The sequence below is a fragment of the Pseudomonas sp. ADAK2 genome (genome assembly GCF_012935755.1).
Classification (GTDB): domain Bacteria; phylum Pseudomonadota; class Gammaproteobacteria; order Pseudomonadales; family Pseudomonadaceae; genus Aquipseudomonas.
Genome location: NZ_CP052862.1, coordinates 5,645,153 through 5,666,544 on the forward strand (window position 1 = coordinate 5,645,153; position 21,392 = coordinate 5,666,544).

Annotated in this window: 22 protein-coding genes and 1 other RNA gene; 15 read left to right on the forward strand and 8 right to left on the reverse strand. The window is 58.9% G+C overall.

From position 1 onward, the window contains the following. Positions 1-20: 20 nt before the first annotated feature. Entirely contained in the window at positions 21-2,144 is a 2,124-nt protein-coding gene (locus HKK52_RS25980) for a protein kinase domain-containing protein (RefSeq protein WP_169373130.1), read from the reverse strand. Here HKK52_RS25980 and HKK52_RS25985 point away from each other — a divergent pair. Next, positions 2,143-2,787 carry an MBL fold metallo-hydrolase gene (locus HKK52_RS25985; RefSeq protein WP_169373131.1) on the forward strand — a complete coding sequence of 215 codons (645 nt, stop codon included), beginning with the start codon at positions 2,143-2,145 and terminating at the stop codon, positions 2,785-2,787. The two genes, HKK52_RS25980 and HKK52_RS25985, sit on opposite strands and share 2 nt — an antisense overlap. A gap of 102 nt (positions 2,788-2,889) precedes the next feature. Beyond that, complete coding sequence (locus HKK52_RS25990) at positions 2,890-3,612, forward strand: OmpA family protein (protein ID WP_169373132.1); 723 nt, start codon at positions 2,890-2,892, stop codon at positions 3,610-3,612. A gap of 87 nt (positions 3,613-3,699) precedes the next feature. Here the strand turns inward: HKK52_RS25990 and HKK52_RS25995 are convergent, their stop codons facing one another. Further along, the gene (locus HKK52_RS25995) at positions 3,700-4,134 is read right to left on the reverse strand and encodes a YhcB family protein (protein WP_169373133.1); all 435 of its coding nucleotides are present in this window, start codon (positions 4,132-4,134) and stop codon (positions 3,700-3,702) included. A 144-nt stretch (positions 4,135-4,278) separates the two neighbouring features. On the opposite strand from HKK52_RS25995, the gene HKK52_RS26000 reads away from it, so the two are divergent. From HKK52_RS26000 to zapE, 3 genes are all read left to right on the forward strand, one after another. Beyond that, positions 4,279-4,908: an alpha/beta hydrolase gene (locus tag HKK52_RS26000; RefSeq protein WP_169374295.1), complete on the forward strand. Its 630-nt coding sequence runs from the start codon at positions 4,279-4,281 to the stop codon at positions 4,906-4,908. 24 nt (positions 4,909-4,932) lie between these two features. Further along, the gene (locus HKK52_RS26005) at positions 4,933-6,288 is read left to right on the forward strand and encodes a tryptophan--tRNA ligase (protein ID WP_169373134.1); all 1,356 of its coding nucleotides are present in this window, start codon (positions 4,933-4,935) and stop codon (positions 6,286-6,288) included. A gap of 91 nt (positions 6,289-6,379) precedes the next feature. Continuing rightward, on the forward strand, positions 6,380-7,474 hold the full coding sequence (zapE, locus tag HKK52_RS26010; RefSeq protein WP_169373135.1) for a cell division protein ZapE: 1,095 nt from the start codon (positions 6,380-6,382) through the stop codon (positions 7,472-7,474). A gap of 175 nt (positions 7,475-7,649) precedes the next feature. Here zapE and HKK52_RS26015 read toward each other — a convergent pair whose 3' ends face one another. Further along, on the reverse strand, positions 7,650-8,546 hold the full coding sequence (locus tag HKK52_RS26015; RefSeq protein ID WP_178117501.1) for a GlxA family transcriptional regulator: 897 nt from the start codon (positions 8,544-8,546) through the stop codon (positions 7,650-7,652). Positions 8,547-8,789: 243 nt separating this feature from the next. On the opposite strand from HKK52_RS26015, the gene HKK52_RS26020 reads away from it, so the two are divergent. Continuing rightward, on the forward strand, positions 8,790-9,926 hold the full coding sequence (locus HKK52_RS26020) for an acyl-CoA dehydrogenase family protein (RefSeq protein ID WP_169373137.1): 1,137 nt from the start codon (positions 8,790-8,792) through the stop codon (positions 9,924-9,926). A 121-nt stretch (positions 9,927-10,047) separates the two neighbouring features. On the opposite strand, the gene HKK52_RS26025 is transcribed toward HKK52_RS26020, so the two are convergent. Further along, complete coding sequence (locus tag HKK52_RS26025; RefSeq protein WP_169373138.1) at positions 10,048-11,088, reverse strand: NADP(H)-dependent aldo-keto reductase; 1,041 nt, start codon at positions 11,086-11,088, stop codon at positions 10,048-10,050. Between the two features lie 245 nt (positions 11,089-11,333). Between HKK52_RS26025 and rplM the strand changes: the two genes are divergently transcribed. The 7 genes from rplM to HKK52_RS26060 all read left to right on the forward strand — a co-directional run bounded on the left by rplM (position 11,334) and on the right by HKK52_RS26060 (position 16,217). After that, positions 11,334-11,762 (forward strand): 50S ribosomal protein L13, encoded by a 429-nt coding sequence (gene rplM / locus HKK52_RS26030; protein WP_007905295.1) that lies wholly within the window; start codon positions 11,334-11,336, stop codon positions 11,760-11,762. 14 nt (positions 11,763-11,776) lie between these two features. After that, a complete protein-coding gene (rpsI, locus tag HKK52_RS26035; protein ID WP_003216038.1) occupies positions 11,777-12,169 on the forward strand; it encodes a 30S ribosomal protein S9 in 393 nt (130 codons plus the stop codon). A 266-nt stretch (positions 12,170-12,435) separates the two neighbouring features. After that, positions 12,436-13,029, forward strand: a complete 594-nt coding sequence (gene petA / locus HKK52_RS26040) for a ubiquinol-cytochrome c reductase iron-sulfur subunit (protein WP_054045584.1) — start codon at positions 12,436-12,438, stop codon at positions 13,027-13,029. Next, the gene (locus HKK52_RS26045) at positions 13,029-14,240 is read left to right on the forward strand and encodes a cytochrome b (RefSeq protein ID WP_169373139.1); all 1,212 of its coding nucleotides are present in this window, start codon (positions 13,029-13,031) and stop codon (positions 14,238-14,240) included. Before petA ends, HKK52_RS26045 begins: the two co-directional genes overlap by 1 nt. Then, positions 14,240-15,019 carry a cytochrome c1 gene (locus tag HKK52_RS26050; protein WP_149661099.1) on the forward strand — a complete coding sequence of 260 codons (780 nt, stop codon included), beginning with the start codon at positions 14,240-14,242 and terminating at the stop codon, positions 15,017-15,019. Before HKK52_RS26045 ends, HKK52_RS26050 begins: the two co-directional genes overlap by 1 nt. A 150-nt stretch (positions 15,020-15,169) precedes the next feature. Next, a complete protein-coding gene (locus tag HKK52_RS26055) occupies positions 15,170-15,787 on the forward strand; it encodes a glutathione S-transferase N-terminal domain-containing protein (RefSeq protein WP_008155978.1) in 618 nt (205 codons plus the stop codon). A 16-nt stretch (positions 15,788-15,803) separates the two neighbouring features. Then, on the forward strand, positions 15,804-16,217 hold the full coding sequence (locus HKK52_RS26060) for a ClpXP protease specificity-enhancing factor (protein ID WP_123410151.1): 414 nt from the start codon (positions 15,804-15,806) through the stop codon (positions 16,215-16,217). A 51-nt stretch (positions 16,218-16,268) separates the two neighbouring features. Here HKK52_RS26060 and HKK52_RS26065 read toward each other — a convergent pair whose 3' ends face one another. From HKK52_RS26065 to HKK52_RS26080, 4 genes are all read right to left on the reverse strand, one after another. Further along, entirely contained in the window at positions 16,269-16,847 is a 579-nt protein-coding gene (locus HKK52_RS26065) for a BON domain-containing protein (protein ID WP_169373140.1), read from the reverse strand. Continuing rightward, a complete protein-coding gene (locus HKK52_RS26070; RefSeq protein ID WP_007904374.1) occupies positions 16,844-17,437 on the reverse strand; it encodes a phosphoheptose isomerase in 594 nt (197 codons plus the stop codon). The genes HKK52_RS26065 and HKK52_RS26070 overlap by 4 nt, the downstream gene beginning before the upstream one ends. A 104-nt stretch (positions 17,438-17,541) precedes the next feature. Next, entirely contained in the window at positions 17,542-17,904 is a 363-nt protein-coding gene (locus tag HKK52_RS26075; protein ID WP_007904371.1) for a YraN family protein, read from the reverse strand. Then, complete coding sequence (locus HKK52_RS26080) at positions 17,904-19,736, reverse strand: penicillin-binding protein activator (RefSeq protein WP_169373141.1); 1,833 nt, start codon at positions 19,734-19,736, stop codon at positions 17,904-17,906. Before HKK52_RS26080 ends, HKK52_RS26075 begins: the two co-directional genes overlap by 1 nt. A 176-nt stretch (positions 19,737-19,912) precedes the next feature. On the opposite strand from HKK52_RS26080, the gene rsmI reads away from it, so the two are divergent. Together rsmI and rnpB are read left to right on the forward strand one after the other, a co-directional pair. After that, entirely contained in the window at positions 19,913-20,818 is a 906-nt protein-coding gene (rsmI, locus tag HKK52_RS26085; RefSeq protein WP_169373142.1) for a 16S rRNA (cytidine(1402)-2'-O)-methyltransferase, read from the forward strand. Positions 20,819-20,894: 76 nt separating this feature from the next. Then, positions 20,895-21,248, forward strand: an RNA gene (rnpB, locus tag HKK52_RS26090) — RNase P RNA component class A. Positions 21,249-21,392 lie beyond the last annotated feature (144 nt).

Sequence of the window (21,392 nt, forward strand, 5' to 3'; positions counted from 1 at the left end):
TGTCCTTTTTCGGTTGAGCGTTACAAGAAACGCTTCAAGAGTCGTTTGAGCCAGCGTAGCGCAATGCTTTCCTGGCGGGGCGCGCGTATTGGCGCGGATTGGTGAGGTTGTGCCCGAGGCGCCGTCGGCTGTCGCTGTGGCTGCGGCGCCGGTCGTGGCGGGGCGGGTCGCGCCGGGGGCGGCATCGGCGCAGCCACCGGTTTGGGCACAGGTGCTGGCGCTGGAATATTGCGTACTGGCGCCGGCGCCGGCGTCGGTCGCGGCGCGGGAGCGGGCGGTGGCGCTGGGCGCTGGACTGCCTGCTCGGTGTCCTTTCGGCTTTCTTCAGCGAGTTTTTTCAGTTTTGCGGCTTTCTGGCAGTCTGCGCAGCGCGTTGATCGGCCGGCAGATTTCATTTTATCCAGCCACTTTTTTGATTCGGTGTAGGTTTTCTTGCAGCCGCCACAGACAGCCTCGACCGGATCGGCAATATGAAACGCCTGCGGAAACAATTCGTCGGAATGCTTGCCGCTCTTGCAAAGATCCTTGCCGTACTGCTCCAGTAGCGCTAGCCAATCACTGATGGGCCGGCGCTGATTGTCTTCGAACGTGTTGCTGAACGCCTGTTTCAGCGGGTAAGGCAAATGGCTCCAGATGTTCTGCCACATACCCACTGGCGTCACGCTGACCTTGCCCTTGCCGCTGTCCTTTTTGAACCGGTAAGGAAAGTTCATATTGCGGATGTTGTCCGCCGCTGTGCCGCCACCCTGCTGCGAATACGGTGGTTTGCCGGGTAGCAGGATCATGAACAGCATTGTCGCGACGGCAAATAATTCGTGATTTTTGCTGCGTAAATAGTTGCCATATTTTTCGCCCTGAATCTCCGGCGCGGTGAACGGCACGGTACCGACTTCGCAGGGGAAATGCCCGATCTGGAAACTGTCGGTATCGACAATCCACACCTGGTTGCTGTCGGGCGTCACCAGCAGGTTCATCGGGTTGATATCACCGATGATGATGTTCAGCGAATGCAGGTACTGCACTTGTTTGAGAAACGCGATCGCGACGTTCACCAGATCCCGGCGCGTCCATGTTGGGAAGTTTTTCATCAGCAACGGTTTCACAAACACTGAGGTTGTCAGGGTTTTACCCTGCGCCCGTGGCATGACGTAGCCGACAAATTCTTCTTTGTCGTTGAACACCAGCTCGGTTGGCCAACAGATGCCGGGCGCGTCGATGCGGCGCGTGACCATCAGTTCGATCTTCTCGCGGCGGCGCGTCGTGAGGTTGTCGGGGTGATAGATCTTGCATACTTCGCGGGTGCCCGCCACGGCGTAAATCGTCCCTTCGCCACCGGCGCTGATGAAGGTGTGGAGGGTCAACTGACGGCCCAAAGCGGTCGAGACGACCGAGCCTTGCTTGACCGTGGCGCCGGTGTTGTGGATTTTGCGGTCGGGGCTGTTCAGCGGTTTTGCGGGCAAATCGAATGGCTTGATTGGCACGCTTGGCGCCTTCGCAGCAGCTTTCGGAAGAGACGCTGCTTTGGCAGCAGGCGCTGCTTTTGGTGCAGCCTGAGCTATTTGCGCTGCTGCTTTTTGCACTGCAGCTGCTTTCGTCGAGGGACCGGTCCAGCGTATGGCTCGGGCCTGGGCAGCTTCGCACTGTTGCAATTGTGCTTTATCGCACGTCAGCAGCAGCAGGTCGTAATCAAGGCACAAGTCGACGGCGTCAACCGTTGAACCGACGGCCACCGTGGTGCGCTTGAGCACGAATATGGGCTGGCCATCGAACGCACATTCGGCGAGCAGATCAATGTCATGCAGCGCTGTGCCTTTTGGCAGCGCACGGTGTGGGCGAGACGGCTGGGCGACAAACGAGCGGAAAAAACGGCGAGCATTCTGGTGAATCTGCCCCTCGCCCTCGGTCAGGGACCGCAGTTCCAGCAGCGCGTTATGAGCGACAAACGGCAGGCCATTCTTGCCGCGAACCCGGTTGATAATGTCCGGGTCCTTGAAAAGGACGCTTTGATCGACGAGCACGTGTTCCATAGAGGGGGGCATTGGCTTCCTGCCGTCTTGTTTCAAAATAGGCGGGCGCGAGGATACCCTATCAATTTTGCGGATCACAACCGCAGCACCGCGCTCAGGCACCAGGATAAAAACCATGCAAACCCCGAATACCGCGCTTATCCGCGAAACGTTCCCCGTCGGTCCGCTGCAGTGCAACTGCACCATCATCGGCAACCCGATCACTAAAAAAGCCATCGTCGTCGACCCGGGCGGCAATCACGAGTTGATCCTGGCCCGGCTCGACGCTCTGGGCCTGAAGGTGGTCAGCATCATCCACACCCACGCGCACCTCGATCACTTCCTGGCCTCCGGTCAGCTCAAGGAGAAAACCGGCGCAACCCTCCACCTGCACAAAGAAGATCAATTCCTCTGGGACAACCTGGAGATGCAATGCCAGATGTTCGGCGTGCCTTACACGCCGGTGCCATCGCCGGATCGCTGGTTGGCCGATGACGAAGAACTGGCCTGTGGTTGTGGCGTCGCGATTCATACGCCGGGGCATACGCCAGGTTCCATGAGCTTTTGGTTTTCAGAGGCTAAGCTGCTGATTGCTGGTGACACGTTGTTCAAACGCGGGGTAGGGCGCACGGATTTGTGGGGTGGCGATCAGGCGACCATCGTGCGCTCGATCAAGCAGCGGCTGTATACCCTCGATGAGGACGCGACCGTGGTCACCGGGCATGGTCCGGACACACGTCTGGGCGATGAAATGCGCGAGAACCCTTTTGTGCGGGCCTGAATTGTAACCAGCGGAATTTTTACTCGCGCAAATGATCCAACGCCCGCAAAGGCCGATGCCTGGGTCCGTTGCACCTCAGAATGCAAAAAGTAGGAGCTCTTCATGTTCACCAAGCAGCGTTTGATTATTGTCGCAACTGCTGTGGCCCTGTTGTCCGGCTGCGCTTCACCTAATCCTTATGACAACCAGGGGCAAGCCGACGGCGGCTCCCAAGGCATGAGTAAAACCGCCAAGTACGGTGGCCTCGGCGCCTTGGCCGGTGCGTTGGCCGGTGCCGCCATCGGTCACGATAACCGCGGCAAAGGTGCGTTGATTGGCGCTGCGGTAGTGGGCGCTTCCGCCGCCGGTTACGGTTACTACGCCGACCAGCAAGAGAAAAAGCTGCGGGCCAGCATGGCCAATACGGGGGTTGAAGTGCAGCGCCAGGGCGATCAGATCAAGCTGATCATGCCGGGCAACATCACCTTCGCTACCGATTCGGCGAATATCGCTTCAAGCTTCTACCAGCCGTTGAACAACCTGGCGGGCTCGCTCAAGGAATTCAGCCAGAACCAGATCGAGATCGTCGGCTACACCGACAGCACCGGTGCCCGTCAACACAACATGGACCTGTCCCAGCGTCGCGCCCAAAGCGTGGCGACTTACCTGACTTCCCAAGGCGTGAGCGGTGCCAACCTGTCGGCACGCGGTGCCGGGCCGGATAACCCGATTGCCAGCAACGGTGACGTCAATGGCCGCGCGCAGAACCGTCGGGTCGAAGTCAACCTGAAGGCGATTCCGGGCCAGCAGTATCAGCAGCAGGGGCAGCCTGTTCAGCAGTACTGAAAACCGTCTGACTGAACCCCAGGCGTAAAAAAGCCCGCCCGATCCTCAACAGATCGGGCGGGCTTTTTTGTACCGCGCGAAACCTGATTACTTCTTCAGGCCGTAATGTTCATCGAGCATGCCCGGCGCGTTCGGGGCTTTTGGTGCGTAGTCGCGAGGTGGCTCCTGATTGCGCGGTGGCGTCAGGCGTTCCCGTGGGGCTACGGCGGCGTCGGCGTGCAGGGCGGCCAGCAAGCGTTGACGAGTCTGCTCGTCCAGGGCCAGGCGGTTGGCACCCTCGGCGAGATGATCCTGCACGTCCTGATAGCTCGCAGTCATTTTCTTGACCAGGGTGGCCGTGCTGTTGAAGTGGGTAACCACCTCGTTCTGATAACTGTCGAAACGTTCCTGAATATCATCCAGCTGACGTTGCGTGCGGTTAGGCGCGGCATTCGGTGCCAGACGAGCGACCAGGAATCCAATGGCGACACCCACAACCAGGGCAAGAGTCGGCAACAACCAAACTAAGAGCGAGTGTTCCACGAGTCCTTCCTCTATAAACGGCTTTGCTTTACGTTAACGGCTCGAACCTGCGCTGTATACCGCGATTCACTCGCAATAGATTGGCACAGACAATTTGCTAGACGAGTCGACCCGATTCGAGGTCACGGAGTTCCTTCCTTGCTTATGCGCGAAACCCCTGTAGTGATTGATGGCCCGGTCGGCCAACTGGAAGCCCTTTACCTTGGCCGCGACGAACCTCGCGGCCTGGCGCTGATCTGCCATCCAAACCCGGTGCAGGGCGGCACCATGCTCAATAAAGTCGTGTCGACCTTGCAGCGCACCGCCCGTGATGCCGGTTTGATTACCTTGCGTTTCAATTACCGTGGCGTCGGTGCCAGCGAAGGCACCCACGACATGGGCACCGGCGAAGTCGACGATGCCCAGGCGGTTGCTGAATGGCTGCGAGCCAAGCACCCGGAATTGCCGCTGACGCTGTTCGGTTTCTCCTTCGGCGGTTTTGTTGCAGCAAGTCTCGGCGGACGCCTGGAAGCCAAGGGCGAACAATTGAAACATCTGTTCATGGTCGCGCCAGCGGTCATGCGCCTCGGCGATCAAGATCAACTGCCGCAACACGGCGAGCTGACCCTGATCCAGCCCGAAACCGACGAAGTCATCGACCCACAGCTCGTCTACGACTGGTCCGACAAACTCGATCGCCCCCATGAGCTGCTGAAAGTGGCAGAATGCGGACACTTTTTTCATGGCAAGCTGACCGATCTCAAGGATCTGATCCTGCCGCGTCTTTCGAATTGATTGCAGTCTGACAAGCGATTACCCATGACGACTCGTACCCGTATCCTCACCGGCATCACCACCACCGGCACGCCGCACCTGGGCAACTACGCCGGCGCCATCCGCCCGGCGATCCTCGCCAGCCGCGACAGCAATGCCGATTCGTTCTACTTCCTGGCCGACTACCACGCCCTGATCAAATGCGATGACCCGCTGCGCATCCAGCGCTCGCGTCTGGAAATCGCCGCGACCTGGCTGGCCGGTGGCCTCGATGTAGACCGCGTGACCTTCTATCGCCAGTCCGACATCCCGGAGATCCCCGAGCTGACCTGGCTGCTGACCTGCGTCGCCGCCAAGGGTCTGCTCAACCGGGCCCACGCCTACAAGGCCTCGGTGGATAAGAACGTCGAGACCGGCGAAGACCCGGACGCCGGCATCACCATGGGCTTGTACAGCTACCCGGTGCTGATGGCCGCGGACATCCTGATGTTCAACGCGCACAAGGTGCCGGTCGGTCGTGACCAGATCCAGCACGTGGAAATGGCCCGCGACATCGGCCAGCGTTTCAACCACCTGTTTGGCCAGGGCAAAGAATTCTTCACCATGCCGGAGGCGCTGATCGAAGAAAGCGTCGCCACGCTGCCAGGCCTCGACGGTCGCAAGATGTCGAAGAGCTACGACAACACCATTCCGTTGTTCAGCAGCGCCAAAGAGATGAAGGACGCGATTTCGCGGATCGTCACCGACTCCCGCGCGCCGGGCGAAGCGAAAGATCCAGACAACTCGCACCTGTTCACCCTGTTTCAGGCCTTCGCCACCCCAGCGCGGTCCGACGAATTCCGCAGTGAATTGTTGCAGGGCCTGGGTTGGGGCGAGGCGAAGAATCGTCTGTTCCAGCTGCTCGACAGCGAACTGGGTGAATCCCGCGAGCGTTATCACCAGTTGATCGAACGCCCGGCGGATCTGGAAGACATGCTGCAGATCGGCGCCAAGAAGGCCCGCTCGGTGGCGACGCCGTTCCTCCACGAGCTGCGTGAGGCGGTCGGCCTGCGTTCTTTCGTCGCCCAGACCCAAGTCGCGACCACCACGAAGAAGAAAGCCGCGAAAGCCGCGCGTTTCGTCAGTTTCCGTGAAGACGACGGCAGCTTCCGCTTCCGTCTGCTGGCGGCCGATGGCGAGCAACTGCTGCTGTCGCGCAACTTCGCCGACGGTAAAACCGCTGGTCAGGTGACCAAGCAGCTGCAAGCCGGCCAACCGCTGGACGTGCGCAGCGAAGACCTGAGCTTCAGTGTCTGGCTGGAAGGCGAGTGCGTCGGCGACAGTCCGGCGTTTGCCGACAGCGCCGCGCGTGACGTCGCCATCGACGCCTTGCGTGTGGCCCTGACGCCGGTCCAGGAATAAATCAGCGGCTCGGCCCGACCAAGGGCTGATTGCCATTCCCACGGGCCGTCGCTACAGTGACGGCCCGTTTTTGTTGCCTTGCTAACGAATTATGACGCCCCTAGAACGATATCAAGCTGATCTGAAACGCCCGGAATTCTTCCATGACGCGGCGCAAGAAACGGCCGTGCGCCATTTGCAGCGCCTGTACGACGATCTGGTCGCGGCCTCGCAGAGCAAGCCGGGGCTGTTCGGCAAACTGTTTGGCATGAAAGACCAGGCACCGGTCAAGGGCCTGTACTTCTGGGGCGGCGTTGGCCGTGGCAAGACCTACCTGGTCGACACTTTCTTCGAAGCCTTGCCGTTCAAGGAAAAGGTCCGCACTCACTTCCACCGCTTCATGAAGCGCGTGCACGAAGAGATGAAGACCCTGGGCGGCGAGAAAAACCCGCTGACCATTATCGCCAAGCGTTTCTCCGACGAAGCCCGGGTCATCTGTTTCGATGAATTCTTCGTGTCGGATATCACCGACGCGATGATCCTCGGCACGCTGATGGAAGAGCTGTTCAAGAACGGCGTGACCCTGGTCGCCACGTCGAACATCGTGCCGGACGGCCTGTACAAGGACGGCCTGCAGCGTGCGCGCTTCCTGCCGGCGATTGCGCTGATCAAGCAAAACACTGACATCGTCAACGTCGACAGCGGCGTCGATTATCGTCTGCGTCACCTTGAACAAGCGGAACTGTTCCACTTCCCGCTGGACGAGGCGTCCCAGGAAAGCCTGCGCAAGAGCTTCCGCGCCTTGACGCCGGAATGCACGGCCGCCACCGAAAACGACGTGCTGATGATCGAGAACCGCGAAATCCGTGCCTTGCGCACTTGCGATGACGTGGCCTGGTTCGACTTCCGCGAACTGTGCGACGGTCCGCGCAGCCAGAACGATTACATCGAGCTGGGCAAGATCTTCCACGCCGTGTTGCTCAGCGGTGTCGAGCAGATGAGCGTCACCACCGACGACATCGCCCGACGCTTTATCAACATGGTCGACGAGTTCTACGACCGTAACGTGAAGCTGATCATTTCTGCCGAAGTCGAGCTGAAGGATCTCTACACCGGCGGTCGCCTGAACTTCGAGTTCCAGCGTACCCTCAGCCGTCTGCTCGAAATGCAGTCACACGAATTCCTGTCCCGGGCGCATAAGCCGTAGGACTATTCGGAAAATAAAAAGGGCCTGCATATGCAGGCCCTTTTTTATGCGCGCCGATGCTGATCGTTCCCAGGCTCCGCGTGGGAATGCATCCCGTGACGCTCCGCTCCGAAGCGGACGCAGAGCCTCCATGGCGGCATTCCCACGCAGAGCGTGGGAACGATCGGTCTGTGGATTAAGCGGCTTGCTGAAACTGCTGCCGATACTGGTTCGGCGACAATTCGGTGTGCTGGCGGAACAGTCGCGCAAAGAAGCTCGCATCGTCGTAACCGACCTCATAACTGATGGTCTTGATGCTCTTGCGGCTGCCGGACAACAGGCCCTTGGCTGTCTCGATACGCAAGCGTTGCAGGTAATGCAGCGGCTTGTCGCCGGTGGCGGTCTGGAAGCGGCGCATGAAGTTGCGGATGCTCATGCCGTGTTCGCGGGCGACGTCTTCGAAGCGGAATTTGTCGGCAAAGTGTTCTTCGAGCCAATGCTGGATTTGCAGGATGATCACGTCCTGGTGCAGCTTCTGCCCGCCGAAACCGATCCGCCCCGGCGCATAGCTGCGCTGCACTTCATACAAAATATCCCGGGCCACAGCCTGGGCCACATTGGCGCCGCAGAAGCGCTCGATCAGGTAGATATAGAGGTCGCACGCCGAGGTCGTACCGCCTGCGCAATACAGGTTGTCCGCGTCAGTCAGGTGCTTGTCCTGGTTGAGTTGGACCCGTGGGAAGCGCTCGGCAAACGCCGTGAAGAAACGCCAGTAGGTGGTCGCTTCCTTGCCATCGAGCAGCCCGGCTTCGGCCAGCCAGAACACCCCGGTGGCTTCGCCGCATAGCACGGCGCCGCGCGCATGTTGTTCGCGCAGCCACGGCAGGACCTGTGGATAACGTTTGCACAGTGTTTCGAAATCGTCCCAGAAGGCCGGGAGGATGATGATGTCAGCGTTTTCCAGGCCGCCGTCCACCGGCATGATCACGTCACTGAAGCTGTTCACCGGTTTACCGTCGGGGCTGACCAGCCGGGTTTCGAACGCCGGTGTCAGGCCGTGGCCCAGTTGTTTGCCGTAGCGCAGGCTGGCCAGGTGGAAGAAATCCTTGGCTTGCATGAGGGTGGAAGCGAAAACCCGGTCGATAGCCAGGATGCTGACGCGCCGCAGGGGCGTGGAGACTTGGTTAGACATAATTCAACTTTATTCTTATAGGGGAAAGTGGTCACCAGACGGCTGGATCGTCTTATTTTTTGTCTGATGTGTCCAGTGTCCTGTGTCGGAAGCGAGGCTTAGTCTCTGAGGTCAATTCCTTCCAACAATAACGACAGGTGCCGCATGATCCCCAGAACTTTGTTCAGCTCCGAGCACGAACTTTTTCGCGACAGCGTACGAACGTTCCTCGAAAAAGAGGCCGTGCCGTTTCATGGGCAATGGGAAAAGCAAGGCTACATCGACCGCCAACTCTGGAACAAGGCGGGGGAGGCGGGGATGCTCTGCTCGCATCTGCCGGAGGAATACGGCGGGTTGGGCGCGGACTTTCTCTATAGCGCCGTGGTGATCGAAGAGGTCGGTCGCCTGGGCCTGACCGGGATCGGTTTCTCGCTGCATTCGGACATCGTCGCGCCGTACATCCTGCATTACGGCAGCGAAGCGCTGAAGCACAAATACCTGCCGAAACTGGTGTCCGGCGAGATGGTCACGGCCATTGCCATGACCGAGCCAGGCGCCGGTTCTGACCTGCAAGGGGTGAAAACCACCGCGGTGCTGGACGGCGACGAATATGTGATCAACGGCTCGAAAACCTTCATCACCAACGGCTATCTGGCGGACCTGGTGATCGTCGTCGCCAAGACCGATCCGAAGGCCGGCGCCAAGGGCACCAGTCTGTTTCTGGTGGAGGCCGACACGCCAGGCTTCGCTAAAGGCAAGCGCCTGGAAAAAGTCGGAATGAAGGCTCAGGACACGTCGGAATTGTTCTTCCAGGACGTACGAGTGCCGAAAGAAAACCTCTTGGGTCAGGCCGGGATGGGCTTTGCTTACCTGATGCAGGAATTGCCGCAAGAACGCCTGACCGTCGCTGTCGGTGGGCTCGCTTCAGCCGAAGCGGCGTTGCAATGGACGCTGGATTACACCCGCGAACGCAAGGCCTTCGGCAAGGCGATCGCCGACTTCCAGAACACCCGCTTCAAACTGGCGGAGATGGCCACCGAGATTCAGATTGGCCGGGTTTTCGTCGATAAGTGCCTGGAGCTGCACCTGCAAGGCAAGCTCGACGTGCCGACGGCGGCGATGGCGAAATATTGGGGTACCGACCTGCAATGCAAGGTGCTCGACGAGTGCGTGCAACTGCATGGCGGTTACGGGTTCATGTGGGAATACCCGGTGGCCCGGGCGTGGGCAGATGCGCGAGTGCAGCGGATTTATGCCGGCACCAACGAGATCATGAAGGAGATTATTGCGCGGTCGCTGTAATACGATCGTTCCCACGCTCTGCGTGGGAACGCATCCCGTGACGCACTGCGTCACATCCAAAGCGGAACGCGGAGCGTCCCTGGCGGCATTCCCACGCAGAGCGTGGGAACGATCAGCTCAATTAAGGCGCTGGATTCGGGTGATCCTTGTGAATCGCCTCGATCCCGGCCAGCACTTCATCGGAAAGTTTCAGATCGAAACTGGCAATGTTGCTGTCCAGTTGCTCAAGCGTCGTCGCCCCGATGATGTTGCTGGTTACGAACGGCTGCTGTGTCACGAAGGCCAGCGCCATCTGCGCCGGGTCCAGGCCGTGTTCACGAGCCAGTGCCACGTAACGGCTGCACGCGGCTTCCGACTGCGGGTTGAAATAGCGGCTGAAGCGGCTGTAGAGGCTCAGGCGACCCTTCGGCGGACGCGCGCCACCTTCGTACTTGCCTGACAGGAAACCGAACGCCAGGGGCGAATAGGCCAGCAGGCCGCACTGTTCGCGAATGGCGATTTCCGCCAGGCCGACTTCAAAACTGCGGTTGAGCAGGTTGTACGGGTTCTGAATCGACACGGCGCGCGGCCAGCCACGCGCTTCGGCCAAAGCGAGGAAACGCATGGTGCCCCACGGCGTTTCGTTGGACAGGCCGATGTGACGGATCTTGCCGGCCTTGACCTGTTCGTCGAGCGCTTCGAGGGTGTCTTCCAGCGGTGTCAGGTTGGCTTCGATCTTGTGTTTGTAGCCCAGTTGACCGAAGAAATTGGTGCTGCGTTCCGGCCAGTGCAGTTGATAGAGATCGATGTAGTCGGTCTGCAAGCGCTTGAGGCTGGCGTCCACGGCTTCGGTGATGTGCTGGCGGTTGTGGCGCAGGTTTTTGTCGCGGATATAGTCGATGGTGTTGCCGGGGCCGGCGATCTTGCTGGCCAGGATCCAGTCGGCACGGTCGCCGCGACTTTTGAAGTAATTGCCGATGTAGCGCTCGGTGGTGGCGTAGGTGTCGGCCTTGGGCGGCACAGGATACATTTCGGCGGTGTCGATGAAATTGATCCCGGCGCTTTTGGCTCGCTCGATCTGGGCGAAGGCTTCAGCCTCGCTGTTTTGCTCACCCCAGGTCATGGTTCCGAGGCAGATTGCACTCACGTTCAGATTGGTTCGGCCTAGCTGGCGATAGTCCATCGGGTGCTCCTTGGGCAAAACAATCATAAAAGCAGGTTGAATTATTTTTCGCAATCTGCATAATTGCGCACCTCTTTCTGCAGTGGAAGTGATGCGCCGCCGCCGAAGAATCTTGCCGTTGAACGGACGCGCCGACCCGAGCCCCCGAAAGCGTCTGTATCCGGCTGCCTTTGACTTGTCAAAGTACGCACTATTCAGTAAGATCCGCCGTCTAATTTACAGGGCGGCCCCTGAGGCTATAAAGAATGAAAACTTTTACTGCTAAACCGGAAACAGTACAGCGCGACTGGTTTGTCGTCGACGCTGCAGGTCAGACCCTGGGTCGTCTGGCCACCGAAATCGCGAGCCGTCTGCGTGGCAAGCATAAAGCTGAGTACACTCCTCACGTTGACACCGGCGATTACATCGTTGTTATCAATGCCGAGCAGATTCGTGTAACCGGTGCTAAAACCACCGACAAGATCTACTACTCCCACTCCGGTTTCCCGGGCGGCATCAAGTCGATCAACTTTGAAAAGCTGATCGCTAAAGCCCCTGAGCGCGTGATCGAGACCGCGGTCAAAGGCATGCTGCCTAAGAACCCGCTGGGTCGCGACATGTATCGTAAGCTGAAAGTCTATGCGGGCGCTGTACACCCTCATACTGCTCAGCAGCCCCAAGAACTGAAGTTTTAACGGAATAGTTCATTATGTCGGCGACTCAAAATTACGGCACTGGCCGTCGCAAGACCGCAACCGCACGCGTTTTCCTGCGTCCGGGTACTGGTAACATCTCCATCAACAACCGCACCCTGGAAAATTTCTTCGGCCGCGAAACTGCCCGCATGGTAGTTCGTCAGCCGCTGGAACTGACTGAGACTGTCGAGAAATTCGACATCTACGTCACCGTGATCGGTGGTGGTGTAAGTGGTCAAGCTGGCGCAATCCGCCACGGTATCACTCGCGCACTGATGCAGTACGACGAAACCCTGCGTGGCGCTCTGCGCAAAGCTGGCTTCGTTACTCGCGATGCTCGTGAAGTTGAACGTAAGAAAGTTGGTCTGCGTAAAGCGCGTAAGCGTCCGCAGTACTCGAAGCGTTAATTCGCTTCCGCGTTCAAAAAGAACGCCCATCTCCTCACGGAGCTGGGCGTTTTTTTATGCGTGCGATTTCTCAAAGAATTGCGCTGTGACAACTTGCCACAGCCGTAGAGCCCCTATACTGCAAGGCTTGGCAGTGGAGCCCTTGGGTAATTACCTTGTCAGAATTGGGGCTTTTCATTACCATTCGGCAAAATTTTTATAAGTACATAGATTTACTTAGTAGATGCCTGATTTAACAGGCCACAAAGCTGATGGGAGAGGACTGAATGAGCAATGACGGCGTGAATGCAGGCCGGCGTCGCTTCTTGGTAGCAGCCACATCCGTGGTGGGTGCTGCAGGAGCGGTGGGGGCTGCGGTCCCGTTCGTGGGGTCATGGTTTCCCAGTGCCAAGGCGAAAGCCGCAGGTGCACCGGTGAAAGTGAATGTCAGCAAAATCGAGCCAGGCCAGCAGATGATTGCTGAGTGGCGCGGTCAGCCAGTATTCATTGTCCGCCGAACCGCGGAAATCCTGGGGAATCTGAAGAAGATCGAGGGCCAGTTGTCTGACCCGACCTCCAAGAACTCGACACAACCGACCTACGTCGATCCAGAAACGCGTTCGATCAAGCCAGAGGTTCTGCTGCTGATCGGTATCTGCACACACCTGGGTTGCTCGCCGACCTTCCGCCCTGAAGTGGCACCTGCTGATCTGGGCAAAGACTGGGTAGGTGGTTATTTCTGCCCTTGCCACGGTTCCCACTACGATCTGGCTGGTCGCGTCTACAAGTCGCAACCTGCGCCTTTGAACCTGCCAGTTCCCCCGCATTCCTATGAGACCGATGAGATCATTGTCATCGGCGTCGATACGGAGAAAGCGTGATGAGCAAGTTCATGGATTGGGTTGATGCGCGCTTTCCCGCGACCAAAATGTGGGAAGACCATCTCAGCAAGTATTACGCCCCGAAGAACTTCAACTTCTTCTATTTCTTTGGTTCCCTCGCACTGCTCGTTCTGGTCAACCAGATCGTTACCGGTGTCTGGCTGACCATGAGCTACACCCCGTCGGCGGAAGAAGCGTTTGCTTCCGTCGAATACATCATGCGCGACGTCGAGTACGGCTCGATCCTGCGCCTGCTGCACTCCACCGGCGCTTCGGCGTTCTTCATCGTGGTCTATCTGCACATGTTCCGTGGCTTGCTCTACGGGTCATACCAGAAGCCTCGTGAGCTGGTGTGGGTCTTCGGCATGCTGATCTACCTGGCGCTGATGGCTGAAGCCTTCATGGGTTACCTGCTGCCGTGGGGCCAGATGTCCTACTGGGGTGCCCAGGTGATCATCTCGCTGTTCGGTGCGATCCCGGTCATCGGTAACGACCTGACCCAGTGGATTCGTGGTGACTACCTGATTTCCGGTATTACCCTGAACCGCTTCTTCGCCTTGCACGTCGTGGCGTTGCCGATCGTGATCCTCGGTCTGGTGGTGTTGCACGTCCTGGCGCTGCACGAAGTCGGTTCGAACAACCCGGACGGCGTCGACATCAAGAAATTCAAAGACGAAAACGGCGTACCGCTGGACGGCATTGCCTTCCACCCGTACTACACCGTGAAAGATATCGTCGGCGTGGTGGTGTTCCTGTTCATCTTCTGTTCGATCGTGTTCTTCTTCCCGGAGATGGGCGGTTACTTCCTCGAGAAGCCGAACTTTGAAGTGGCGAACGCCTTCAAGACTCCAGAGCACATCGCTCCGGTCTGGTACTTCACACCGTTCTACGCGATTTTGCGGGCGATTCCGGACAAGCTCATGGGCGTTATCGCCATGGGTGCTTCGATTGCCATGCTGTTCGTCCTGCCGTGGCTCGACCGCAGCCCCGTCAAGTCCATGCGATACAAGGGCTGGCTGAGCAAGATCTGGCTTTGGGTGTTCTGCATCTGCTTCGTGATCCTCGGCGTGCTGGGCGTATTGGCTCCAACCCCTGGGCGTACGCTGCTGTCGCAGGTGTGCACCTTCCTGTACTTCGCCTACTTCATTCTGATGCCGTTCTACACCAGGCTCGAGAAGACCAAACCGGTTCCGGAAAGGGTGACTGGCTGATGAAAAAGCTATTTGCTGTATTGATTCTCGCGGCTTTGCCTGTGTTCTCCTTCGCGGCCGAACACGGTCCGGAACTGGAAAAAGTCGATATCGACGTTTCCGATAAAGCGGCCATGCAGGACGGCGCGCGTACGTTCGCCAACTACTGCATGGGCTGCCACAGTGCCAAGTTTCAGCGCTATGAGCGCGTTGCCGACGATCTGGGGATTCCTCACGATCTGATGCTGAAAAACCTGGTGTTCACCGGCGCCAAGATCGGCGACCACATGAGCATCGGCATGCAGCCGGCAGACGCCAAGACCTGGTTCGGTGCTGCACCGCCGGACCTGACCCTGGTGGCTCGCGTTCGTGGCACCGACTGGCTCTACGGTTACCTGCGTTCGTTCTATGAAGACCCGGCGCGTCCATGGGGCGTGAACAACAAGGTGTTCCCGAACGTTGGCATGCCTAACGTCCTGGTCGGCCTGCAAGGTCGTCAGGTGGTCGGCTGCAAACAGGTTCAAATCGTCGAAGACGGCAAGAAGCAGTATGATCCGCTGACCGGTACGCCGCTGACTCATGAAGCGTGCGATCAGTTGACCATTGTGCCGAAGAGCGGTGCGCTCAATGAAGAGCAGTTCGATGAGAAGGTCAAGAATCTGGTAACCTTCCTCGCTTACTCGGCTAATCCGGTAAAGCTGCAACATCAGCGCATCGGTACCTATGTATTGCTCTACCTGGCGTTCTTCTTCGTATTCGCTTACTTGCTCAAGCGTGAATACTGGAAAGACGTCCATTGATAAAGCTGTAAGCAATTGCTGTTGATCGCGCGCGCCCAGGGGCGTCTCTGAAGGTGTAACGAGTCTGGCAAGCCAGGCGTTACGGGAGGCGTCCTCTGGGCGCGCGCGTTTTTCCGCTTCCGATAATTTCAACAAGCGAGGAGGACCGCCATGGGCGTGACCAATCGGTTGGCCTGTTACTCCGACCCCGCCGACCACTATTCCCACCGAGTACGCATCGTACTTGCAGAGAAGGGTGTCAGCGCCGAGATCATTTATGTGGAAGCTGGTCGCCAGCCGCCTAAACTGATCGAAGTGAACCCTTACGGCAGCTTGCCCACCCTGGTCGATCGTGACCTGGCGTTGTGGGAGTCGACCGTGGTGATGGAATATCTGGATGAGCGTTACCCGCACCCGCCTTTACTGCCGGTTTATCCTGTGGCGCGTGCAAACAGCCGTCTGCTGATTCATCGTATTCAGCGTGACTGGTGTGGCCTGGTGGATCTGATCCTTGATTCCCGGTCCAAGGAAGCAGCCCGCGTCGTGGCTCGTAAAGAGCTGCGCGAAAGCCTGACTGGCGTGTCGCCGTTGTTCGCCGACAAGCCGTTTTTCCTCAGCGAGGAACAAAGTCTGGTGGATTGCTGCCTATTGCCAATACTCTGGCGATTGCCGATTTTGGGTATTGAACTGCCGCGGCCTGCCAAGCCGCTGCTTGATTACATGGAGCGCTCTTTCGCGCGTGAGGCTTTCCAGGCGAGTCTGTCTGGTGTCGAACGCGATATGCGCTAAGGCTTAAGGAGCCGCTATGAACTCCAGTCGACCTTATCTGGTCCGCGCGCTCTACGAGTGGATTGTTGATAACGATTGCACCCCGCACATGCTGGTCAATTCCGAATATCCGTCGGTGCAGGTGCCTCAAGGTTTCGCCAGTGACGGACAGATTGTCCTGAACGTATCACCGGCTGCCGTGCGTCACTTGCACATGGACAACGAAGCGGTCAGCTTCGAAGGGCGCTTCGGTGGCGTGCCACACACCCTGTTCGTGCCTATCGCGTCGATCCTGGGCATTTACGCCCGGGAGAACGGCCAAGGCATGGTGTTCGATCTGGAATCGCCTCTGGAAGACGATGAAGAGATCGAGCCGGATGATGATGTCCCGCCACCCGACAACGAACCGCCGCGTCCCAGCGGTCGACCGAGTTTGAAGGTGGTGAAGTAATAAAAAAGGCGATCCGAAAGGATCGCCTTTTTTATGCCTGCATTTTCTGTATCAGTCGATGTACTCAAACAACTTCACAATCTTCTGCACGCCAGAAACGCTCTGCACCAGGTTGGTGGCTTGAGCGGCTTCCTGCTTGGTGAGCAGACCCAGCAAATAGACGATGCCATTCTCGGTGACGACCTTGATACGCGAGCCCGGGATGTTCGGGTCGGTGAGCATCTGGGTCTTGATCTTGGAGGTCAGCCAGGTGTCGTTCTGGCGGGCCAGGAAGCCGGACGGCGGCAGGACTTGCAGCTCGTTATGCACCTTCTTCACGCGCTGGACGGCGGAAGCAGCCTGTTCGGCCTTGGCCTTGAGGTCGGCAGTGGGCGTTTGCCCGGCCAGCAGTACCACGCCGTTGAAGCTGGTGACGACGATGTGCGAGTCGTTATCCAGCGCCGGATCGGCCTTGGCGACGTTTACGCCGACCTTGGTGTCGATCAGGGAGTCGTCGATTTTGCTGCCGAAGGTGCGCGTGCCGCGGTCGTCTTCGATGGGTTTCTCACGGCTGGCGTTAACCACCGAGGTGCAGCCGCCGATGCCGAGGCACAGGGTCAAGGCCAGAAGGCCTAGGCGATTAGGGGTCATTCTTCACTCCCGAACAGTTGGCTGTCGATCAAGTCGCAAAGGCAGTGGATCGCCAGCAGGTGGACTTCCTGAATACGTGCGGTGACATTGGCCGGTACGCGGATCTCGACGTCTTCAGGCAAAAGCAGCGACGCCATGCCGCCGCCATCGCGACCGGTCAATGCTACGACAATCATTTCGCGATCATGTGCGGCCTGGATCGCTTGAATAATGTTCGCCGAGTTGCCGCTGGTGGAAATCGCCAGCAATACATCCCCCGGTTGGCCAAGGGCACGGATCTGTTTAGAGAAGATTTCGTTGTAGCTGTAATCGTTGGCGATCGAGGTGATCGTCGAGCTGTCGGTGGTCAGCGCGATGGCTGGCAGGCTCGGGCGTTCGCGTTCGAAGCGGTTGAGCAGCTCCGACGAGAAGTGCTGGGCGTCACCGGCAGAGCCGCCGTTGCCGCAGGAAAGCATTTTGCCCTCGTTGAGCAGGGCGTTGACCATCACCTGGCTGGCTTGCTCGATGTGCGGTGCAAGTACGTCCATCGCCTGTTGCTTGGTGTCGATACTGGCCTGAAAAAGCTGGCGAATTCGGGATTGCATGTCCATCTGTGTGACCTTAATTAGCGCGGCTACTCGGCACATGAATGTGCAGCCCGCAAAGCAAAGAGCAAAAATATCGGGTGAAGGTGTCCGGTTCGGGGTGCAAGCGATCAGCTGTCGAAGGCATTCTGCAACCAGTTCAACTGATCAAGGTTGCTGTCGATGGCAACCACGTCGAAGCGGCAAGGGGAATTGGCCCAACGCGACTCGCGCTGAAGAAAATACTGCGCGGCGAAAATCAGTTTCTGCCGTTTGCGCCCATCGATGCTATCGAGCGCGCCACCCCATTGAGTGTTTTTTCTGTAGCGGACTTCAACGAATACTACTGTATCGCCATCAAGCATGACCAGATCAAGCTCGCCGCGTTTGCACAACCAGTTCTGCGCCAGCAGGCGCAGACCCTGTTGTTGAAGATGCTCGAGCGCATGGCGCTCGGCATCTTTGCCGCTTTGCTGGCGTGACCGGTCGGGCATCAGCGCGGGGTGTCCGGCAGGCGTTGAACCTGGCCGCTGACGAACTGTGCCCACGGCATCTGGCGAACCACGCGTTGGTTCTGGGTCATGCCCAGGCTGCCCGATTGCCCTTCGATGCGGCTGTCCGGCAAGGTCTTGAGTTGCCCCAGGCGCGGTGCCAGGCGATAAGCGTCAACACCCATCGCGAACAAGCGGCCGAGGCTGGTCCCGGCCTGTGGCCATTGTGCAGTGACCTGTTTGCGCAGTGGGTCATTGGCGTCCAGCAACCACGGGGTTTCGCAGAAGCGAACACCGTTCATGTCGTTGTACTCGTTTACGTCACCACTGGCACTGAACACATTGGAGGTCGCGTAGACAGGCACGTCACCGGCGTACTGGAAGTTCAGGGTCGGTTTGATCTGTTGCGCCTGTTTCGGGGAGGCCGCAAGGAAGATGAACTCGATGTCCTGGCGGCGGGAAGGTTGTGCGGCGACTTGCGAGCCAACGGTGCTCTGCAAGGTCTTGGCGCGGCCTTCGCTCTGGCGCAGTTGGAACATGTCGGCAATCTGTTGCGCCAGTTGCACCGGCTGGTCGATGTGCTCGACGGCGACGATGCTACCGCCATTCGCCTGCCAGTCCTGACTGAACGCCTTCAATACGCGGTCGCCCCATTCGCCTTTCGGTACCATGGCGGCGGCGCGATGCAGGCCGTCGGCACGAGCGCGGCGGGACACTTCGCGGGCTTCGTCTTCAGCGGCAAGGCCGAACTGGAACAGTTGGGCCGGGCCTTGTTGGCCTTCGCTGTAGTTCAGCGCCAGGGTGGTGATCGGCAATTGCGGGCGAGTGCTGAGCTGTTTGACCAGCGGCTTCTCCAGCGGGCCGATAACCAGTTGCACGCCGTCGGCCTGGGCCTTGCGATAGAACTCGTCCATCGACATCCGTGGCGGCGTCGTGGTCATTGGCGAGCTGTCATAAAATACGATGGCTGGTGGCTTCTGCCCGGCTTGTTGCGCCTGATAGTGAGCAGCCACGATACCTTCACGCAGTGCCTTGCTGGCCGCCGCCAGCGGGCCGTCTGTCTGGGGCAGCAGGACGGCGATTTTGCTCAGGGGCTGGCTGGCCAGTTCCTTGAGTTGGGTCAGTGGCAGCGGCAGTTGCAGCGCAGCCGGATGCTTTGGATTCTGTACGCGCCAGTTGTCGATCGCTGCTTGCTGCTGTTCCAGGGTGCCGGCGGTTTTCACTGCCAGGGCCAGGCTCATCCAGCCGCCAAGGTCGTCGGTGGTGGTTGGCTGCAATTGATCGGTCGGCAACGAGGCGATCAGAGTCCAGATCGCGTCGTGGTTCTTGCTGGCGGCTTCGCCTTCGAGCATTGGCGCAATAAAGATGCGCTCCCGTGCGGCAGCGAGGGTTTGGCCGTCGGCTTCAAGGGCGCGGGCGTGAACGGTGCCGGTGCGTACTTGTTGCTCGACGGGCAATTCGCCCAGGCGTTGCAGGCTCGGATGGCTCAAGGCCGTCAGCGCCGCTTTCGGCTGATTACGCACCATGGCCAGTTCAGCTGCCAGGGTACTGGCGAAGACCTGTTGGCCAGGCTTGAGTTGTTCCACCGGCACTTGTTGCAGGATTTGCGCGGACTGGCCGGCATTGCCCTGGCGATAAGCCAGGTCTGCCGCGCTCAGGCGAAACAGCGCGGCTTGTTCCGGCGTTTTGCTCTGGGCAGCCTTTTCGAGCAGTTGCTCGATACTGGCGTCCGGGGTCCGTGGAAGTTCGCCAAGGCTGGAGGAGGGCGAGCTGGCGCAAGCCGCCAGCAAGGCAGCGAGGCAGAGGGCAGTGAACAGCCGCAGGCAAGCGATCATGTAGTGTTCCTGATACTCGATCAAATTAGCGTGGAATTGTACCCAAGCGCTGGCCGGGGCGCGATGTTACTGGCATCAAACTGTCGATTTAGCTCGTGTAAATGTTGCAGTACCGCACAAAGGGCCGCAAAACCAAGGGTGGCTCGCGGGTATCGCAAGTGTCACTACGCGCTACAATGGCGACTTTTACCGATCATGAGGTGTGCGCTTTGACTGCTCCAGGTGCTTTGAATTCCGCTGCTGGCTCGCTTTATGTGGTGGCGACGCCCATCGGCAACCTGGACGACATCAGTGCCCGCGCGCTGAAAATCCTGCGTGAGGTAGCGTTGATCGCCGCCGAAGACACCCGTCACTCCCAGCGTTTGATGCAGCACTTCGGTATCCCCACGCCGCTGGCGGCCTGCCATGAACACAACGAACGCGATGAAGGTAGCCGCTTTATCACGCGTCTGCTGGCCGGCGACGATGTGGCGTTGATCTCCGATGCGGGGACGCCGCTGATTTCCGATCCGGGTTATCACTTGGTGCGTCAGGCGCGTGCGGCCGGGATCAATGTGGTGCCGGTGCCGGGCGCCTGTGCCTTGATCGCAGCGTTGTCGGCGGCGGGCCTGCCGTCGGATCGCTTTATCTTCGAAGGCTTCCTGCCGGCCAAGGCCGTGGGTCGTCGGGCTCGGCTTGAGCTGGTCAAGGAAGAGCCGCGCACGCTGATTTTCTACGAAGCGCCGCACCGCATCCTTGAATGCCTGCAAGACATGGAGCTGGTGTTCGGCGGCGAGCGTCCGGCGTTGCTGGCCCGTGAAATCACTAAAACTTTCGAAACCCTCAAGGGTCTGCCGCTGGCCGAGCTGCGCGAGTTCGTCGAGTCCGACAGCAACCAGCAGCGTGGTGAATGCGTGGTGTTGGTTGCCGGTTGGTCGGCGCCGGAGACTGAAGACGCGGTCAGCAGCGAAGCCATGCGCATCCTCAATCTGTTGCTCGAAGAAATGCCGCTCAAAAGGGCTGCAGCCCTGGCGGCACAAATTACCGGCGAGCGTAAGAATGTTCTCTATCAAGTCGCGCTGGATAAACAGAAGGGCGAATGAAAACCCGACGCGCAGGAGCGGCCAGAGGCGTTTAGCGCTTGTTCTTCGGCCGCTCTGCCGTTAACCTTCGCGGCGGAGAGTCGATTGGACAGTCGCTGCCCTCTATGAAAATTAGGGGGGGGAGGAAAGTCCGGGCTCCATAGGGCGAAGTGCCAGGTAATGCCTGGGAGGCGTGAGCCTACGGAAAGTGCCACAGAAAATAACCGCCTAAGCGCTTCGGCGCCGGTAAGGGTGAAAAGGTGCGGTAAGAGCGCACCGCACGTCTGGCAACAGTTCGTGGCTAGGTAAACCCCACTTGGAGCAAGACCAAATAGGGTCCCAAGGCGTGGCCCGCGCTGGGACCGGGTAGGTTGCTAAAGATGTCCAGTGATGGCCATCGTAGACGAATGACTGTTCACGACAGAACCCGGCTTACAGATCGACTCTCCACCTTTTTCTTTCCCTGCTTGAATCATCAGGCAGGTGCTGGTGGCAGGCTTTTGTGATATTCATTAGCCTGCACTGACAGCACTTTACAAATCTCCCCGCGACAACGATTTCCCTCCTTACTTAAACACCAGCAGACCCTCCGTCG

What these genes read in the sequence shown, in the direction of transcription:
- HKK52_RS25985 (WP_169373131.1), top strand. Translation starts at nt 2,143, where the DNA reads ATGCAAACCCCGAATACCGCGCTTATCCGCGAAACGTTCCCCGTCGGT.
- HKK52_RS25980 (WP_169373130.1), bottom strand. Translation starts at nt 2,144, where the DNA reads ATGGTTTTTATCCTGGTGCCTGAGCGCGGTGCTGCGGTTGTGATCCGC.
- HKK52_RS25990 (WP_169373132.1), top strand. Translation starts at nt 2,890, where the DNA reads ATGTTCACCAAGCAGCGTTTGATTATTGTCGCAACTGCTGTGGCCCTG.
- HKK52_RS26000 (WP_169374295.1), top strand. Translation starts at nt 4,279, where the DNA reads ATGCGCGAAACCCCTGTAGTGATTGATGGCCCGGTCGGCCAACTGGAA.
- HKK52_RS26005 (WP_169373134.1), top strand. Translation starts at nt 4,933, where the DNA reads ATGACGACTCGTACCCGTATCCTCACCGGCATCACCACCACCGGCACG.
- zapE (WP_169373135.1), top strand. Translation starts at nt 6,380, where the DNA reads ATGACGCCCCTAGAACGATATCAAGCTGATCTGAAACGCCCGGAATTC.
- HKK52_RS26020 (WP_169373137.1), top strand. Translation starts at nt 8,790, where the DNA reads ATGATCCCCAGAACTTTGTTCAGCTCCGAGCACGAACTTTTTCGCGAC.
- HKK52_RS26025 (WP_169373138.1), bottom strand. Translation starts at nt 11,088, where the DNA reads ATGGACTATCGCCAGCTAGGCCGAACCAATCTGAACGTGAGTGCAATC.
- rplM (WP_007905295.1), top strand. Translation starts at nt 11,334, where the DNA reads ATGAAAACTTTTACTGCTAAACCGGAAACAGTACAGCGCGACTGGTTT.
- rpsI (WP_003216038.1), top strand. Translation starts at nt 11,777, where the DNA reads ATGTCGGCGACTCAAAATTACGGCACTGGCCGTCGCAAGACCGCAACC.
- petA (WP_054045584.1), top strand. Translation starts at nt 12,436, where the DNA reads ATGAGCAATGACGGCGTGAATGCAGGCCGGCGTCGCTTCTTGGTAGCA.
- HKK52_RS26045 (WP_169373139.1), top strand. Translation starts at nt 13,029, where the DNA reads ATGAGCAAGTTCATGGATTGGGTTGATGCGCGCTTTCCCGCGACCAAA.
- HKK52_RS26050 (WP_149661099.1), top strand. Translation starts at nt 14,240, where the DNA reads ATGAAAAAGCTATTTGCTGTATTGATTCTCGCGGCTTTGCCTGTGTTC.
- HKK52_RS26055 (WP_008155978.1), top strand. Translation starts at nt 15,170, where the DNA reads ATGGGCGTGACCAATCGGTTGGCCTGTTACTCCGACCCCGCCGACCAC.
- HKK52_RS26060 (WP_123410151.1), top strand. Translation starts at nt 15,804, where the DNA reads ATGAACTCCAGTCGACCTTATCTGGTCCGCGCGCTCTACGAGTGGATT.
- HKK52_RS26065 (WP_169373140.1), bottom strand. Translation starts at nt 16,847, where the DNA reads ATGACCCCTAATCGCCTAGGCCTTCTGGCCTTGACCCTGTGCCTCGGC.
- HKK52_RS26070 (WP_007904374.1), bottom strand. Translation starts at nt 17,437, where the DNA reads ATGGACATGCAATCCCGAATTCGCCAGCTTTTTCAGGCCAGTATCGAC.
- HKK52_RS26075 (WP_007904371.1), bottom strand. Translation starts at nt 17,904, where the DNA reads ATGCCCGACCGGTCACGCCAGCAAAGCGGCAAAGATGCCGAGCGCCAT.
- HKK52_RS26080 (WP_169373141.1), bottom strand. Translation starts at nt 19,736, where the DNA reads ATGATCGCTTGCCTGCGGCTGTTCACTGCCCTCTGCCTCGCTGCCTTG.
- rsmI (WP_169373142.1), top strand. Translation starts at nt 19,913, where the DNA reads ATGGCGACTTTTACCGATCATGAGGTGTGCGCTTTGACTGCTCCAGGT.